Origin of the sequence: Limnobacter sp., assembly GCF_964228395.1 — a bacterium.
Lineage (GTDB): Bacteria > Pseudomonadota > Gammaproteobacteria > Burkholderiales > Burkholderiaceae_B > Limnobacter.
The window spans coordinates 60,777-77,686 of the sequence record NZ_CAXQZX010000129.1 but is presented as its reverse complement, the minus strand read 5'-3'; the positions used below and the strand labels follow the sequence as shown (position 1 = coordinate 77,686).

15 protein-coding genes are annotated in these 16,910 nt (G+C 55.8%); 11 read left to right on the top strand and 4 right to left on the bottom strand.

All coding sequences use genetic code 11. From position 1 onward, the window contains the following. Positions 1-22: 22 nt before the first annotated feature. Positions 23-706 carry a response regulator transcription factor gene (locus ACEQU8_RS11215; protein WP_370263653.1) on the bottom strand — a complete coding sequence of 228 codons (684 nt, stop codon included), beginning with the start codon at positions 704-706 and terminating at the stop codon, positions 23-25. Between the two features lie 207 nt (positions 707-913). Here ACEQU8_RS11215 and ACEQU8_RS11210 point away from each other — a divergent pair, with 207 nt between their 5' ends. From ACEQU8_RS11210 to ACEQU8_RS11190, 5 genes are all read left to right on the top strand, one after another. After that, on the top strand, positions 914-1,381 hold the full coding sequence (locus ACEQU8_RS11210) for a Spy/CpxP family protein refolding chaperone (RefSeq protein ID WP_370263651.1): 468 nt from the start codon (positions 914-916) through the stop codon (positions 1,379-1,381). Positions 1,382-1,460: 79 nt separating this feature from the next. Next, positions 1,461-2,237 (top strand): hypothetical protein, encoded by a 777-nt coding sequence (locus ACEQU8_RS11205; protein WP_370263649.1) that lies wholly within the window; start codon positions 1,461-1,463, stop codon positions 2,235-2,237. 108 nt (positions 2,238-2,345) lie between these two features. Then, a complete protein-coding gene (locus ACEQU8_RS11200) occupies positions 2,346-2,558 on the top strand; it encodes a hypothetical protein (RefSeq protein WP_370263647.1) in 213 nt (70 codons plus the stop codon). Continuing rightward, positions 2,524-2,991 (top strand): GNAT family N-acetyltransferase, encoded by a 468-nt coding sequence (locus ACEQU8_RS11195; protein ID WP_370263645.1) that lies wholly within the window; start codon positions 2,524-2,526, stop codon positions 2,989-2,991. Before ACEQU8_RS11200 ends, ACEQU8_RS11195 begins: the two co-directional genes overlap by 35 nt. Positions 2,992-3,004: 13 nt before the next feature. Next, entirely contained in the window at positions 3,005-3,595 is a 591-nt protein-coding gene (locus tag ACEQU8_RS11190; protein ID WP_370263643.1) for a TetR/AcrR family transcriptional regulator, read from the top strand. A gap of 57 nt (positions 3,596-3,652) precedes the next feature. On the opposite strand, the gene ACEQU8_RS11185 is transcribed toward ACEQU8_RS11190, so the two are convergent. Both ACEQU8_RS11185 and ACEQU8_RS11180 read right to left on the bottom strand, forming a co-directional pair. Continuing rightward, complete coding sequence (locus ACEQU8_RS11185) at positions 3,653-4,402, bottom strand: hypothetical protein (protein ID WP_370263641.1); 750 nt, start codon at positions 4,400-4,402, stop codon at positions 3,653-3,655. Between the two features lie 139 nt (positions 4,403-4,541). Then, positions 4,542-6,341, bottom strand: a complete 1,800-nt coding sequence (locus ACEQU8_RS11180) for an acyclic terpene utilization AtuA family protein (protein WP_370263639.1) — start codon at positions 6,339-6,341, stop codon at positions 4,542-4,544. A gap of 92 nt (positions 6,342-6,433) precedes the next feature. Between ACEQU8_RS11180 and ACEQU8_RS11175 the strand changes: the two genes are divergently transcribed. Both ACEQU8_RS11175 and ACEQU8_RS11170 read left to right on the top strand, forming a co-directional pair. Further along, the gene (locus tag ACEQU8_RS11175; RefSeq protein WP_370263637.1) at positions 6,434-7,342 is read left to right on the top strand and encodes an SDR family oxidoreductase; all 909 of its coding nucleotides are present in this window, start codon (positions 6,434-6,436) and stop codon (positions 7,340-7,342) included. A gap of 8 nt (positions 7,343-7,350) precedes the next feature. Then, positions 7,351-8,979, top strand: coding sequence for an acyl-CoA carboxylase subunit beta (locus ACEQU8_RS11170; RefSeq protein ID WP_370263635.1), 1,629 nt, complete (start codon positions 7,351-7,353; stop codon positions 8,977-8,979). Positions 8,980-9,006: 27 nt separating this feature from the next. Here ACEQU8_RS11170 and ACEQU8_RS11165 read toward each other — a convergent pair whose 3' ends face one another. Then, complete coding sequence (locus ACEQU8_RS11165; protein ID WP_370263633.1) at positions 9,007-10,515, bottom strand: hypothetical protein; 1,509 nt, start codon at positions 10,513-10,515, stop codon at positions 9,007-9,009. Positions 10,516-10,636: 121 nt separating this feature from the next. Here ACEQU8_RS11165 and ACEQU8_RS11160 point away from each other — a divergent pair, with 121 nt between their 5' ends. The 4 genes from ACEQU8_RS11160 to ACEQU8_RS11145 all read left to right on the top strand — a co-directional run bounded on the left by ACEQU8_RS11160 (position 10,637) and on the right by ACEQU8_RS11145 (position 16,773). Next, on the top strand, positions 10,637-11,800 hold the full coding sequence (locus tag ACEQU8_RS11160; RefSeq protein ID WP_370263631.1) for an acyl-CoA dehydrogenase family protein: 1,164 nt from the start codon (positions 10,637-10,639) through the stop codon (positions 11,798-11,800). A gap of 12 nt (positions 11,801-11,812) precedes the next feature. Further along, complete coding sequence (locus tag ACEQU8_RS11155) at positions 11,813-13,837, top strand: biotin carboxylase N-terminal domain-containing protein (RefSeq protein ID WP_370263629.1); 2,025 nt, start codon at positions 11,813-11,815, stop codon at positions 13,835-13,837. Between the two features lie 78 nt (positions 13,838-13,915). After that, positions 13,916-15,046: an acyl-CoA dehydrogenase family protein gene (locus ACEQU8_RS11150; protein ID WP_370263627.1), complete on the top strand. Its 1,131-nt coding sequence runs from the start codon at positions 13,916-13,918 to the stop codon at positions 15,044-15,046. Positions 15,047-15,312: 266 nt separating this feature from the next. After that, positions 15,313-16,773: a hypothetical protein gene (locus tag ACEQU8_RS11145; protein ID WP_370263625.1), complete on the top strand. Its 1,461-nt coding sequence runs from the start codon at positions 15,313-15,315 to the stop codon at positions 16,771-16,773. Positions 16,774-16,910: the final 137 nt, after the last annotated feature.

Below are 16,910 nucleotides of genomic sequence, written 5' to 3'. Positions count from 1 at the left end.
CGAATGCTTAGTTCAACATCACTTAATTCAAGCTCAATTGGTAGCCCTTGCCACGTATGGTGTGCAAGGTGAGGGCGGCCTCACCGGTCAAGCCCAATTTGTTTCGAATGTTGCTGAGGTGCACATCAATGCTGCGGTCAAAGCGTTCTAAAGGTCGACCAAGGCCCTGTTCGCTCAGCGTGGCTTTGCTCACCACTTGCCCGGCGTTTGCAGCCAGCACCTCCAGCACATTAAACTCCGCACTGGTCAAATCAACCTCCTGCTCGTGCCAAAAAACCTTGCGTTTGCTGGGCAACACCTGCAAAGGCCCCAGCACCACAGCCTGGCCGGCTGGCTGCCTGGCTTCGCCACTGCGACGCAAAATGGCCCGGATGCGAGCCACAATTTCACGGGGCAAGCAGGGCTTGGGCACATAATCGTCGGCACCCAGCTCCAGGCCAACAATGCGGTCGATGTTGTCACCCCGTGCGGTCAACATCAGCACGGGCACCGAGTGCTTGCTGCGGATCTGTTTCAGGGTCTCCAAGCCGCTTTGTTGGGGCATCATCACATCAAGCACAACCAATTGGATATCCCCTTCGGCCAGGCGGCTCAAACCCTCCAGAGGGTTAGCACAGTGCTCGGCCTCAAAGCCCTCGCCCTGCAGGTACTCGCAAAGCATTTCACCCAGTTCAACGTCATCATCAATGTGAAGAATTCGGGCCATTCGCACTCCTTCAGTGGTCGGCAGGCGGCATTCAAGCGGGTTTTGCCTTTAACCGGCCTGTTTATCTTAATGGGCAAGTCCAAATGCATGCAGCGGGAGGTTCTTCCTTTACCCATCTTTACATTGCCTGAATCCCCGTTAACACGGCTTTTGCGCACCATGAAGCTGCACCAAAGCCCTCGGGCTTTTTAATCAAAGGAGTAAACCATGAATTCAAGTCGACACACCATTCACAAAATGATTGCCATCACAGCCATGGCCATGTCCATTCCATTGGCAGCCCAGGCCATGCCCGATCAAGCGCACAGTCCACACGACGACCACCACACCGAGCACCACGGCAAAATGCATCACCACGGCATGGGCATGTTGAAGCAACTAGACCTGACCGAAGAGCAAAAAACACAAGTAAAAGCCATACTGGACAAACAACGGGGCACCATGAAAGACGCCATGAGCGAGCGGCGCACCCACCGCGAAGAGGTGCGCACACTGGTTGAGGCCCCTGAATTTGACCGCGCCAAGGCAGCCGCGTTGATTAAAAAGCAACAAGCCCGTGAGTTGGATGCAAAACTGGACATGCTGCAAACCCAGCATGACATTTACAAAGTGCTAACACCCGAACAACGTGAAAAAGCACGCACGCTCCGTGCGGAATACCGCCCAAAAAAGTAGGTACTTTTCTACTCACCATTTGAAGGATCCCAGCCACAGCGGTTTTGCCCCTATACTGTGTCAAAAAAGGAGACAGTACATGGGGCATACTTTTATTCGCACATTGCTTGGCTGCGCATTGGGCGCAACCCTTTCAACCGCATGGGCGCAACCACCCGCACTCTTGATGACCTACAGCTTTGACTCCCTCACGGGCAAGTTTGGCCAGAGTCGGGAAACCGAAGCAAAATCTTTCACCCTTGGCGCCACCCTGGTGGGCGAAACCTACCGGGCATCGCTGTTTGTGCCCTATATCTCACTGAAAGGGCCAGGCACGGTTGTAAACGGCACCGTGACCCCCGCTGGCGGGGCCCCCACCCGCAAGGCCAAAGGCTTGGGCGACATGGTGGCCACCTACACCCGCGATGTGGTGGGTGATTTGCAAAGCAAAGGCTTTGCTGCGTCAGTCACTGGCTTGGCCAAGCTGGCCACCGGGGATGAGCGCGATGGCCTGGGCACCGGCAAAACCGACTACGGCATTCAGGCCGACCTGGCCTACCGCTTCCAAAACAACTTTGCCCTCACCGGTGTATTTGGCCGCACCCTGTATGGCGACACACCCACCCTTCGCCTGTTGCACGGCAATTACTCCATCCTGGGCTTTGGCTTCCCGTTCGGTGACGACCTGTACATCAACTTCACCACCTCAGAACGTGATAAGTTGCTGGCGAACACCGAAAAACGCCGCGAGCGGGCAATGTCTGCCGTGTATTCGCTCAGCCAGACCTCAGCGCTGCAGTTTGGTTACACCCGTGGCCGAAGCACCGCCAGCCCGGATGACGTGTTTTCGTTCAGCCTGGTCACCCAAGTGGAATAAGGCAACACTAAAAACACATGACGCCATGAGCGTTCTTGGTCTAGAATCGGGTAATAATTCAAGCGTTTGTTTGAATTAAATTCCAATCTATTCTAGGAGACACGTTTCATGGCTTTTTCTACCCAATCCAAACTGGGCGACCTGCTGGACAACGAGCAAACGCTGGCCATTCTCGAAAAGCACATGCCCGGCATTTCTACTCACCCACAAATTGGCATGGGCAAAGGCTTTCCCTTGGCTGTGGTGGCCAACTTCTCGGGCGGCATGATCACCCAGGAAATGCTGGATGCCGTGGACGCAGATCTGGCCGCTTTGGGCTGATTTGCTGACCATCGCCTGCAACAACTGGCAAACAAACGGCGAATGGGCCAAAACCATTCGCCGTTGTGTTTTTGTACAAGAGCAAGGTATTCCAGAACACGAAGAGTGGGATGAGCACGACGCCAACGCACTGCATGCCGTGGCATGGTTAAACCACCAGGCCGTGGGCACAGCCCGACTGCTCAACAGCGGCAAGATTGGTCGCATGGCTGTGCTGCCGAACTTGCGCGGCCAGGGCATCGGCAGCGCCATGTTGAATGCATTGCTACAGGAAGCCCTTCGCCAAGGGCTGCAAGAAGTAAAATTGAGCGCCCAAAAACATGCTATGCCTTTTTATGCCCGGCATGGGTTTGAGGCGCTAGGCCCACCCCACATGGAAGTGGGCATTGCGCATCAATGGATGCGCAAACCATTAAGCTGCAACACACAATAAAAAGGACTGGGAAGTGGCAAGAGTACTCAAAGAGCAAAAATCGGACGACGGTCGGCGCGGCGACATTGTTCGTGCAGCCGCCAAACTATTCCGCGACAAGGGTTACGATGGCGCCAGCATGCGCGCCATTGCCAACGCGGTGGGCATGCAATGTGGCAGCCCCTTCTACCACTTCGCCAGCAAACAAGACATTCTTGTGGCTGTGGTCGAAGAAGGCTTGCGACAGGGCCTTGAAAAAACCCGCGCTGTGGTCAACCCCTCATTGTCTGCAGACGCACAATTCAAGGCCTTGGTTCGGGTGCACTTGAGCATTATTCTGGAAGACGGCAATGACTTCATCCCGGTGATGCTCTACAACTGGCGCTGCCTGGATGACGCGCATCAGCGCCGGCTGATTGCCACCAAAGACGAATACGATGCGATTTGGCAAAAATCAATTCAAGCCCTACATGCCGAGGGCTTCTTAAAGAGCGACCCCAAGTTTGCGCGCCTGATGGTTCTGGGTGCCATGAACTTCATGGTCACCTGGTACAAGCCCCGCCGAGGGGACAACCTGGATTTGCTCACCAATAAGGTGGTCGAGTTCTTCTTGCAACAAGCGTAAAACAGGCGAAAAAAAACCCTCGCGATGCGAGGGTTCTTCCAGGGGCGTGACGCATATTTAGCGCAGCAGGCCAGACAAGGAGGCTGGGCGGGCGGCGATCACGTTCTGAACCAGGCTGCTGGTCATGGCAGCAATCGCAGCCATTTGGCCTGAATTTGCCAGGCTGGCCGTTGCGCTCACGGTGCCAGTGGCGTTGGCGGTAGCAACACCAGCCACATCCACAGAACCACTCTTGCTGGTGTTCACATTGACATTGCGGCTGCCTGAAGAACGGCTGGCCATGGTTTGCATATTGCCCATGGCGCCGTCCACCACGCCTTCAACGGCTGCACCCGCAGTTTGGTAGGCACCATCCACAGCCTTGACCAGTTTGTCTTTGCCATCGCCGCTCATTTTTACACTGGCGCTCACACTGGCAGCCACGCTCGCAGTTGCGGTGTTGGCTTGCTGTTGGCCGGCGTCAGAAGATTCGGCTGTGGCGTTGTCTGCATTGGCCATTTCACCTTCAGGAGCACTGCCCTCTGGAGCCTCTGCCACTGCGCCGTCACCTGGCTGGGGAGCGGGTGTGGCAGGTGCGGGCTGCTCGGGAGCAGGAGCAGGTTCAGCCGCTGGAGCTTCCTGGCGTTGCTGGAATGCAGACACTTTCAACTCGCCCTGGCCCTGTGCAGAAGCCTGCTGGCCAGAATGTGCTGCGGCAAACAATGAACCCCATCCGTTCAAGGTCACGATGTCAGACGCTTGGGCAGTAACGGGCATGGCAAAACCGGTGGTGATGGCGGCAACGATGGCGATTTGATTGAATTTCATGATGATCTCTCCTGTGTGATGTGTTGTAGGTGCGCTGAAGCACCTCACATCTCATTCAACGGAGACATCGTGTAGGAAAAAGATAACTAACTCGGGGGTCCGCCCAACGTGGTGTACCCCTCCAATCGAGCGGACCCCACTATGGGCGTATGGGCATGGTGAGCAACAGCTGCGCCATGCCTTTGCCCAAGGGGTCGTTGCGCATGGAAGCCATGCCACCCCCGTCCAAGGCTTCTTGCATAACGACATTCAAGGCCAACACTTGAGGCAATTCGTAAACCAGCACATCCCCTTGCACCAAATGGGCGAGGTAGGTCTTCACCCGCTGTGGAGTAACCAGTGTTTTAAGCAAATCAAAATATTCGGGCGCACGGGCCACCAAACCCACATTGCTGGTGTTGCCCTTGTCGCCGCTGCGCCCGTGAGCTATGGCAAGCAGTGGCTGATCCAATAAGGCCGGGGGTATCGTGATTGCTCCGCGCTCAGGCACCGCCAAATGGCTGCAGGCCTCCACCCCAGCATCGGCCAAGGGGTGAGCGGGCTCGTTGTAGGCCAGTGCCTCACTGTTGATACTCACCACTGGGTGGTGCAAGGTTTTGGGCACAAAGCAGCTAAACAATTTCACCAAGGGCGTCACGTTTGGGCGCCCCATGCCAAAGTTACCACTGGTGCCCGGCGCATAGCTGGTGCCGGCTGGCGCAATTTCTCGTGAAAAAATCGATGCGCCTTTTTTATCAGGGTGCACCACTGCAATTCGCAACAGTGCTTCATGCCCCAGCCGCGCCTGGGCGTGAGGCCCCAAGTCTGTTTCGCTGCCCACAATTTCAATGTTGGTACAGGTGTAGTCAGCCAACCCTTGGCGTTTGAACATGGTGCGTGTGCGCTCCAAAATGGCCTCGCCTGTTCGAAGGGCTTTGGCGTGCGCATCAAAACCCACCACCGACAACAACCCTATGCAGCGGAAGCCCTCTGGATACGTGGCACACACCTTGTAAACATCGCTGGGCGCACGGCCCCGCGCACCGGTGATGCGAACTCGGTCTTTGCCCACTTGCGTCATTCGCACCGTGGTGAAGTCGCAGACCACATCGGGCAGTGCGTAGCAGGCAGGGTCGTGAATTTCATACAGCATTTGCTCAGTGGCCACCGCCACATTCACCAAACCGCCGGTGCCTTCTGGCTTGCTTAACTCAAAGCCACCATCGGCCTGCACACTCACCACAGGGTAACCAATGTTGGCCCAATCGGGCACTTGCTCCCAATCCGTGAACAGGCCACCGGTGGCCTGTGCGCCGCACTCCACCATGTGCCCAGCCAGGCTACCTTGAGCCAACGCATTCAGGTCGCCTGGGGTCCATTTAAATTCGTGGATCAAAGCCCCCAACACCATGGCACTGTCCACCACGCGGCCAGTAATCACGATGTCTGCGCCGGCGTCCAGCGCCGCTGCTATCGGGAATGCGCCCAAATAGGCATTGGCTGTTAAAAAGAAAGGGGGTGCAGGTTTGTTTGAATGGGGGTCTTTCAGCTCAACACCCTCTTTGCGCAACCGCCCCAGGGTGGCCGTGGCGTCATCACCACTCACCACCGCTATGTTTGCCTGGCACCCCACCTCATCCAGCGCCTTGCGCAAAGCCGCGGCACAAGCATTTGGGTTCAGGCCACCCGCGTTGGCCACAATGCGTATGCCCTTGGCTTTGGCCGTTGGCAGGGCTTTTTTCATCAACTCCACAAAGTCCAGCGCATAGCCATGCTCTGGGTTTTTCATGCGCATGCCCGCCATGATGGCCAAGGTGAGTTCGGCCAGGTAATCGTACGTGATGTAGTTCAGGCACGGCACTTGCAACAACTGCTCGGTGCCCAAGCTGCTATCGCCCCAAAAACCGCAGGCACCCCCAATGTGAATGGTTTTTTGCATGGCTGTAGAAGAAGGATTCATGCGCAGGCAGGCGTTGACAGGTACGCCGTAGTTGGTGACAATTTGCCTATCTTATCAATCAAACGTTCGCTTGAATATCTTTGAGGCCCACTTTGAACAGCTTCCAATCCGTTTTTAAGCCTGGTCTATTTTCGGGCCAAACCATTGTGGTCACCGGGGGCGGCTCTGGCATTGGCCGATGCACCGCACACGAGCTGGCCAGCCTGGGCGCCAACCTGGCACTGGTGGGTCGAAAAATCGAAAAACTAGAGGCGGTCAAAGCCGAAATACTTCAAACCTGCAAAGTCGAAATCAGCCTGCACAGTTGCGACATCCGCGAAGAAGATCGGGTGAAAGACACTGTAGCAGACATACTCAAAGCCCATGGCAAAATCGACCATCTCATCAACAACGCGGGTGGGCAATTCCCCTCACCATTGAGCGCAATCAGCGCCAAGGGTTGGGAGACCGTGGTGCGCAACAACCTCACGGGGGGGTTTTTAATGGCCCGGGAGGTGTTTAACCAACACATGGTTCGCAACCTGGGTAAAACCGACATGTCGATCACCAACATCATCGCCGACATGTGGAATGGCATGCCCGGCATGGGGCACTCGGGCGCTGCGCGCGCGGGCATGTTGAATTTTTCGGAAACAGCCGCGCTTGAATGGGCGCCCGTGCGGGTCAACGCAGTTGCCCCGGGATTCATCGCCTCCAGCGGCATGGACACCTACCCCGAACCCATGAAGCAAACCATCATGCAATTGGACAAAACCATCCCCCTGCAACGCTTGGGCCTGGAGGCGGAAGTGTCCGCGGTGCTCACCTTCCTGTGCAGCCCAGCTGCCTCCTTCATCTCTGGCAGTTGCATTCGGGTTGACGGTGCAGCGGTGAACGCCAAGCGCGTGTGGCCGGTGGTGGGCAACGGCAAACAAAACCCGGCCTTCAACAGCTTCCATTTGGGAGGCCTGCCCGAGGTCATTCAACGGCGCGACGCAGAGCGCGCGGCCAAAGGCAAGTGACCCCAACCATGCCAATTCTGCAATCCAACATTCAGGCCAACTCAGCAGAGTTCCAAACCAACGCCACCCACATGCGCCAACACCTTCAAACCCTTCGTGGGCTGGAGCAACGCACGCGGGAAGCCTCTTCCAAAGCAGCGCCCTCGTTTGCCAAACGCGGGCAGCTTTTGCCCCGCGACCGCGTGGCTTTGCTGCTTGATGCAGGGTCGCCATTTTTAGAGCTCAGCACCCTGGCAGGCTACATGCAAGACGGGCAGAAACCCGAAAAAAGCATCCCGGGGGGCGGCATCATTGCCGGTTTGGGCTATGTGTCCAACACCCTGTGCATGGTGGTGGCCAGCGACTCCGGCATTGAGGCGGGCGCGCTTCAAGCCATGGGCATCGAAAAAATGCAAAGAGCGCAAGACATCGCGCTGGAAAACAAACTGCCTTTTATTAACCTGGGCGAATCGGCTGGCGCCAATTTGCTCAAGTACAAAGTGGAGCACTTCATTTTGGGCGGCGGTAACTTCTACCGCCTCGCCAAGCTCAGCGCCGCTGGACTGCCAGTCATCAACGTACTCCATGGGTCTTCAACCGCGGGGGGGGCGTATATCCCGGGTTTAAGCGATGTGGTGATCATGGTGCGCGAGCGCGCCCGTGCGTTTTTGGCGGGCCCACCTCTGCTGAAGGCTGCCACAGGTGAAATTGCCACCGATGAAGAGTTGGGCGGAGCAGACATGCATTGCTCAGTCTCGGGCCTGGGTGACTACATTGCCGACGACGATCGCCACGCCATTTCAATCGCCCGCGATGTGATGGCCAAAATAGATTGGAACAACAGCAATCGCCACGCATTGCCGATGCCCGATCCCAAAGCACCCGCGCCGCGTTACCCTGCCGAAGAATTGCTGGGCATCATGCCTGCAGATATCAAAACCCCGGTGGACATGCGCGAGGTCATTGCCCGCATTGTGGACGACTCCGACTTTCTGGAATTCAAGGCCAACTACGGCTCGGCCACCTTGTGCGGATACGCCAAACTCATGGGCATGTCGATTGGCATCATCAGCAATTTGGGACCCATCGACACAGCCGGTGCCACCAAGGCCACGCATTTCATTCAAAGCTGCTGCCAAACCAAAACCCCCATCATTTACCTGCAAAACACCACGGGTTACATGGTCGGCAAAGACGCCGAACAAGGGGGCATCATCAAACATGGCTCCAAAATGATCCAAGCCGTGAGCAATGCCACCGTGCCACAAATCACTTTGCTGTGCGGCGCAAGTTTTGGTGCGGGCAATTACGGCATGTGCGGCCGCGCATTCGGCCCCCGCTTTGTGTTTGCCTGGCCCAACAGCACAACCGCAGTGATGGGCGCCGAGCAAGCCGCTGGCACCATGGCCACCGTGATGCAGGCCAGCGCCGCCCGCAAGGGCATGGAGGTGCCCGAATTCATGCTGGAGAACATGAAAAAACAAATCATCGACACCTTTGAATCACAAACCAGCGCTTTTTACACCAGTGGCCTGCTGCTCGATGATGGGGTGATCGACCCCCGCGATACACGTCATGTGTTGGCACTGGCGTTGGCTGCCTGCATTCAACAAGAGCGCAGTGTGCAGCCTATGCAGTTTGGGGTGGCAAGGCCCTGAGATGGATTTGAGTGGTCCGCCAGATGATCAGCTTTTGTAGTCGTCAAAAACACGCTGCTCCGCTTCACGATGCTTCGCAATGATTTTCTGAGCCGCCTGCTCGCCATCAAAGGCCATCCGATTTAACTTGTCTGTTCTTAACCCAGTGTTACTCAACAGCGCATTTTTCAAATAGCTCATCGATAAAACCGACACTTTTTCGGTCTTGAATAAGTCGATCTTGTTGTAAGTTTTTTCATCATTCAAAAGATGCCTAACCGCGGCCTTCAAATTAGAGTACATGCAGTTACCATCCTTTTGAGGACGTTGGTATATGGGCTTATGTCCCTCTGGTGCCGGCCCCCCTGAAAGCTTCTTAAAGCTGCTGTAAAAGTCTCGAATGTTCTTCGAAAGCTGCTTAAGCGAGTTGTCAGAATATTCGGGCCTGAAATCGGGTGCGAATTTACTATCACGCCCATCCTGAGTTAAACGCAGCGTATTGAGCATAAAAGAAAAGTCCAAACCTGAGGGCTGGTTCAGCTTCACCCCCCATTTTGAGAATGCTGACTCGGCCTTGGGGGGCCTTTGTATACCCATTTCATGAAGGTTATCCTGCTTTGTCGACAAGCGAGCGTGTTGATTGCTTCCAAGACCGCGATTGATCATGTGCATATTGACTGTTTGCTCAGTGGTTTTTTCGACCAGCAGATAAGTGGCGTGGCCATTGTAATCTGCCCCTCCTTGCCGACAACAATGAAAAACAAGAGGGATGATTAACTGCTCTCCAACCTTGGCTTTATCTACTGAATCCATAAGCCCCTTGGCCGCCTTTGCCATGGCAAATGGATCTGACTCCCCAACATCAAAAATTGCATGCCTACTAATTTTGCTCATCAAATCTTGGGTATTTTTTAAAGTCGACAGCGCCTTTTCTAAGCCTGATTTAACCTTGGGGTCGACCATATTTGGGTCTTCAACTGCATTCATATCGTTCAGTATCGATTCTATGATCGACATCTCACTATGAATGATCCCCTGCGTACTATCGTGTAAATGCATTAATTGTTGTGTACTGCCCTCTGAGGTGCTTGGGTCATAATTTGGAACAGCATGATCAGCCGCTTTACGCAATCCACAAAAATGTTCAATGTAGCTTTGGTTAATCGTGCCGTATTTGCTCCAAGGCAAGCGAGCCGCAAGTTTCTCCAACCCCTTTAAATGAGACTCAGCCCTGAGTGCGGTAATTCTTTTTGTCACAGGCTCGCTTGAGTCAATTTTCCTGAGTGCATTTGAATTGGCGCCATTTGGGCGAATAGTCTGTGCAATCTCCGCCAGGCGGGCTCTCAGGATCTCGCCACCCGATGATGATTTCGATCCACAAGCCACCAGTTTGTGAAAGATGTTGGGCATACAAAGCTTTAATTGCCCTGCAAGCTTTGAGGCAGCAGTCGACAATGAACCCACCTTCTCACCGACCATTCGGCTTGCCTTGGTGAACAGAGATGCGCCTTCAGCACCTGCGGACTGCGCTGTACTTGAATTAACTTGAATGGGCATAGAAAAACTCACCGAGTGATCACTGTAAGACTAAGTTCAATCCATGTATTTAAAGGTTCCGATTTAGCTCACTGAGTGATACTATTTCAAACAAACGTTTGGTTTATTACCCGGAGGCGATGTGAAGCTCACCCAAGAACACAAAGAACTGCAGCGCACCATCGAGCGCTTTGTCGACAAAGAAATCAATCCCCATGTGGCCACTTGGGAGCGCGAGCAAATGTTCCCAGCCCACGAGGTGTTTAAAAAAATGGGCGACTTGGGCCTCTTGGGCTTGACCAAACCCGAGGAGTACGGCGGCGCAGGGCTGGACTACAGCTACTCGATGGTGGCCGCTCAGGCTTTGGGGAAAATCCACTGCGGCGGTGTACCCATGGCCATTGGGGTACAAACCGACATGGCCACACCCGCCCTGGCCAAATTTGGCTCAGATGAGCTTCGCAAAGAATTTCTGGCCCCAGCCATTGCTGGCGACATGGTGGCTTGCGTGGGCGTATCAGAACCCGGAGCGGGTTCTGACGTAGCTGGCGTAAAAACCACCGCCCGCAAAGACGGCAGCGACTATGTGATCAATGGCAGCAAAATGTGGATCACCAACAGCCTGCAGGCAGACTGGATGTGCCTGCTGGCCAACACCAGCGAAGGCAAGCCCCACCAGAATAAATCACTGATCATCGTCCCGATGAAAACGCCCGGCATCACGATCGAGAAAAAAATCCATAAAATCGGTATGTGGGCATCCGACACCGGTCTTATTCACTTTGACAACGTGCGTGTGCCGCAACGCAACCTGATTGGCATGGAAGGCGCCGGGTTCATGTATCAAATGATCCAGTTCCAAGAGGAACGCTTGTGGGGTGCGGCCAACAGCATTGAAGGCATGATGCATGTGCTGAACGAAACCATCGACTACACCCGCCAACGCCAACTGTTTGGTAGCACCGTGCTCGACCAACAAGTGGTGCACTACACGCTGGCTGAGTTAAAAACCGAAATTGAAGCCCTGCGCGCCTTGGTGTGGCAGGCCACTGAAACCTACATTGACGGGCAAGACGTGACCGAACTGGCGAGCATGTGCAAGCTCAAAAGTGGACGCCTGGTTCGAGAGGTGTCGGACAAATGCCTGCAATTCTGGGGCGGCATGGGCTTTACATGGGAAAACCCCGCCTCACAGCTTTACCGTGACGGTCGATTGATTTCAATTGGTGGCGGCGCAGACGAGGTGATGCTGGGCATCATTTGCAAGTTCATGGGCATTTTGCCTGGCAAGAAGAAAACAAATTAAGCGATTGTGCCCATGAACGCCTCCGCACATGCCCAACGCATCCGCAAGTTACTCATCGCCAACCGCAACGAAATCGCCTGCCGAATTCAACGTGCTGCGCGCACCTTGGGCATCCAAACCGTGGCCGTATACTCCGAGGCCGACGCCCATGCCCTGCATGTGCAGCAGGCCGATGAGGCTTATTGCATTGGCCCTGCCCCGTCGCTTGAGTCGTATTTGCGAATTGACAAACTGATTGAAACCGCGCTTGAAGCGGGGGCCGACGCCATTCACCCTGGCTATGGTTTTGTGTCAGAAAACCCGGCCTTTGCTCAAGCCTGCGTGGATGCGGGCATCACCCTGGTGGGGCCCAGCCCGCAAGCCATCGCCGACATGGCCGACAAGGCACGGGCCAAACAAATCGCGCAGCAGGCTGGCTTGCCTTGCATACCCGGTTACAGCGAGGCTGGAGCCACCACAGCCGACCTGCTTGCCGCCGCGCAGCGCATTGGTTACCCCGTGATGATCAAAGCCCTTGCAGGCGGTGGTGGGCGTGGCATGCGCTTGGTGATGAGTGAATCCGAGTTTGCATCGCAACTGCACTCCGCCCAGCTCGAAGCCAAAAGCGCCTTCAACGATGACCGGGTGATGCTCGAGAAAGCCATCATCAACCCCCGTCACATCGAAATTCAGGTACTCGCCGACACACACGGGCATGCCGTCCATTTGGGCGAGCGTGATTGCTCGGTGCAGCGTCGCCACCAAAAAATTGTGGAAGAGGCGCCCAGCCCGGCGGTAGACAATTCGCTTCGAGCCCGCATGGGCGAGGCCGCACTTAAATTGGTGCATGCCACCGGCTATGTGGGCGCGGGCACGGTCGAATTTTTGCTGGACTCCAACGGTGACTTTTACTTCATCGAGATGAACACCCGCCTGCAGGTGGAGCATGGGGTGACCGAGGCCATCACCGGCATCGACCTGGTGCAATGGCAACTGCGCATCGCCTCCGGGGAGCCTCTCTCTCTTGCACAAAAAGACATCGCCCTCACTGGCCATGCCATACAAGGCCGTTTGTGCGCCGAGGACCCAGCCCGCGATTTCATGCCCCAAACCGGCCCCGTATTGGCCTGGCAAGCCGCTTCCAACGCCCGCACCGACCACGCGTTGCAAGTTGGCGGCGAGGTTAGCCCCTGGTACGACAGCCTGCTGGCCAAAGTGATTGTGCATGGTAAAAATCGTCTGGATGCCTGCCAACAATTGGCCGATGCCCTGGGGCGCACCACCTTGGTGGGCTTTGAGCACAATGGCTTGTATTTGCAGCGCATCGCACAACACCCGGTCTTTCAGTCTGGCAACTTTGGCACCAGTTTTTTGGCCCAACATGCCGATGCTTTGCTGGCCCCACAAAACACCACGCCCCATTTAGCGATGTTGGCTGTGTTGCTGGCTGTACGCCCTCCCAGCGGCCACAGGGCGTGGCCCGCCTGGATGAGTGGATTTTCAAGCACAGGGGCCCTGGAACGCCCCGTGCTGCTGGGGCACGGGGACAAAAAATACGCGCTGCGGGTTAAAAGCCTGTCACCCCAGCGCCACCAGGTGGAGGGCCTGCCTGACGGGCCTGTGGCGGTTGAACTGCCTGGCTCGCCTGCACAATCAGCCTTGGTCAACGGTCAAGCTGTGCGCTTTCAACATTGGCAACAAGACATGCACCAATGGCTTTTGCTGAACACCAGCCCACAAGCACTTTGTGCAAGCAACCTAAGTCTGCAAAGCGCCGCTGCCGGGCAAGACAACGCATTCCAGCCCAAAGTAAAAAGCCCCATGAGTGGCAAGGTGACCCAGGTGCTGGTTCAGCCCGGCGACGTGGTACAGCCGGGCACTGTGCTGCTGTGTCTTGAGGCCATGAAGATGGAACACCGCATCACCGTCAAGCATGCTGCACAAGTAGAAGAGGTGCTGGTTCAAGTGGGCGAGCAAATGAATGTAAACCAGTTGATGCTGACTCTCAAAGAAGCCACAGCGCCATCAACAACAGAAAGTAGCCAAACGACGGTCTAAGCGCATCGATCAAATACATGGATACAGTCCATTGATCTGGACCACTGGTTAAAACACGGGCGAGCAGGAGACATACCCATGGACGACTTTTTTCGCTCGGTTGAGCGTTTTGTAAACCAACAAATCAAACCCCACATCAATGAATGGGACGAAGCAGGTGAGTTTCCCCGTGCCTTGTACCAACAAGCCGGAGAACTGGGCTTGCTCGGTCTGGGCTACCCCGAAGAATATGGCGGCTTTGAATGTTCACTGGCCGATCGCCTCAAGCTATCGAACCTGGTTTGCTCCGCTGGCTCGGGGGGATTGTTGGCGGGGCTTTTTAGCCACAACATCGGCCTGCCCCCTTTGCTCAACCACGGCAGCGAAGACCTGTGCAAATTAATTGCGCCCGCAGTGCTCAAGGGCGAAGCCATCAGCGCACTGGCCATCACCGAGCCCAGCGGCGGCTCAGATGTGGCCAACCTCAAAACACGGGCTGATCTTATTCAAAAAGACGGCAAAGCCTATTACCGAATCAACGGCGAGAAAGTCTTTATCACCAGCGGGGTTCGCGCTGACTGGCTCACCGTGGCTGTGCGCACAGGCGAGCCCGGGGCGCGTGGCATTTCTGTGATCATGGTGCCCGGGAATTCAAAAGGCCTCACCCGCACCCCCTTGAAAAAAACCGGCTGGTGGATGAGCGACACCGCCAGCATCCACTTTGACAACGTGGAGGTGCCCGCCGATTACCTGGTTGGCAAAGAAGGCAAAGGCTTTCGCATCATCATGGAAAATTTCAACACCGAGAGGCTGATGCTGGCCGGGGCGTGCGTGGGGTTTTCTAAGGTGTGTTTGCAAGAAGCGCTCGACTGGGCCCAAAACCGCCAAACCTTTGGCAAACGGCTTATAGAGCACCAAGTGATTGCCCACAAACTGGTTGATATGCGTACGAAAATACGGGCCACAGAGGTGTGGTTCAACAACACCATCGAGCAAATTGATCAGGGGAACATCGACCAAGAGTTGGTGGCCGACATCTGCCTGCTTAAAAACCAATCCACCCAGACCCTACAGCACTGTGCCAATGAAGCTGTGCAAATTCTGGGCGGCATGGGGTTTATGCGCGGCTCATCCACCGAGCGCATTTACCGGGAAGTGAAGGTGATGTGCATTGGCGGAGGGGCTGAAGAAATCATGAAAGAACTGGCCATACGACAACTGGCGTGGTGATTGACCCCGAACACCCTATAACACCCCTCGAAAGAGTTACACTTAGACGCTGGAGTTATTGCACAAATGGCGAGCACAATACGCCAACAGCAAGTGCTGATGAGATTTGGTGAATTTTGTAAGCATTACACGTACAAATAACGTGAACTATTGTTAAATATTAGTCAAAATTCGCATCCATTTTCCAGGTCTTCTCAGTAAAACTCACACAAAGGCGAGTTTTTTGCCATCTCTTAAACGAACACACCATTGTCGGAGAATGTACTGTGGCTGATATCACTGGAATCATCAAAAGCGTGTTGGGCGAGGTCACCGTGACCCGCGCTGACGGCGAACAAGTTCAACTCAAAGAAGGCGACATCATTGGGGCTGGCGACACCATCACCACCAGCGCCGAAGGCTCGGCCTACATTGAATTCCCCGCCGCTGAGGGCAAAACACCAACCGAAGGCATCTTGAAGGCCAATTCGGTGGCCACCCTCAAAACCGGCGAAACCGGCGCCGAGTTTGAAGTGGCTCAAGGCGACTTCGAGCTGTTGTCTGAAGGCGAAAACCAATCTGTTGCCGTCACAGGTTCTGGAGGCATGTTTGGTCTGTTTGGTGCGGGCCTTGCAGCAGGTGGTATGGCGGGTCCCTTGGCCGCAGTTGCAGGCGCAGCGTTTGTGCTGGGCAGCAGCGACGATGACGGTAGCGGCAGCACGGGCGGCGGCAACGGTGGATCTGGCGAAGCAGCCGCCGGCACATTGCAACCCGTGACCAGCGTGGCTGGCCCCGCGTCCCCCACGGCTGACGGCGCAGTGGACGCTTTGAGCCCCGTAACAACCGTAGTGGACGCCCCAGTGGGTGCACTCGCCCCCGTCACAGAATCACTCACCCCCGTGGTCGATGAAACCGCTCCGGTGACCGACGCTGCTGAACCCGTACTCACCCCTGTAAATGGCGTGGGCACCGGCGCACTGGACGGCCTGAGCCCGGTGACAGACTCCCTGGACAACAACGTCACCCCCATCACCGAGGGTGTAGAAACCGCCATTTCTCCCTTGGTGGATGTGATCGCCGGTAACGAAGACGGCCAAGTGACCGCGGCTGCAGACACACTGCCCGTGAACCTGCGCGTGGTGGGTGAGCAGCTCGGTGGTGGCTTAAGCATGGCCACCCCACAAATTGCTGATGGCTTGAGCCAAGTGGTGTCTGGGCTGGATCCCATTTTGACCCCACTCAACGGCGGCCTCACCCAAGTGGCCGACGGTGCAGCTCCTGTATTTGACGGTTTGATTTCTGGCACGGCACAACTGCGTCAAATCAGCGAACCCCTGGCTGGCGGCATGGACCAGCTGTTTGATGCGCTCTCCCCAGTGACCAGCCAACTCGTCGCTGGCCTGGAAGGCGGTGGAAGCGATGGCGGTGACAGCGGCGGTGGCTCCGAAGGCCCAACTGGCACACCTTTGGATGCGGTGCTCGGCCAATTGCCAATGCCCGGCGGTGACAGCGGTGGTGGATCCGAAGGCCCAACGGGCACACCTTTGGATGCGGTGCTTGGCCCACTGGAAGCCGCTGTTAGCGGTGGTGGCGGCGGCAGCGCCGGCCTGCCAGGTTTCCCCGAAACAGGCACGCCGCTGGACCAAGTGACCTCCATGCTGGACCTCTCTGCACTGCCCATCTCTTCAAGCGGCAGCCCACTGGATGCTGTAACTGGCGCACTGCCAACCGACAACCTTCCAGTGTAATTTTGTTGTATTGCTTGGGGCTCCGACCCCCAAGCAAAGCAAAAAGGCACCCTTCGGGGTGCCTTTTTGCTTTTGGAACCATTCAATCCTGCAAGCCACCAAGTGACCGTAGGGAATTTTCCTTTCTCCATCGGGGC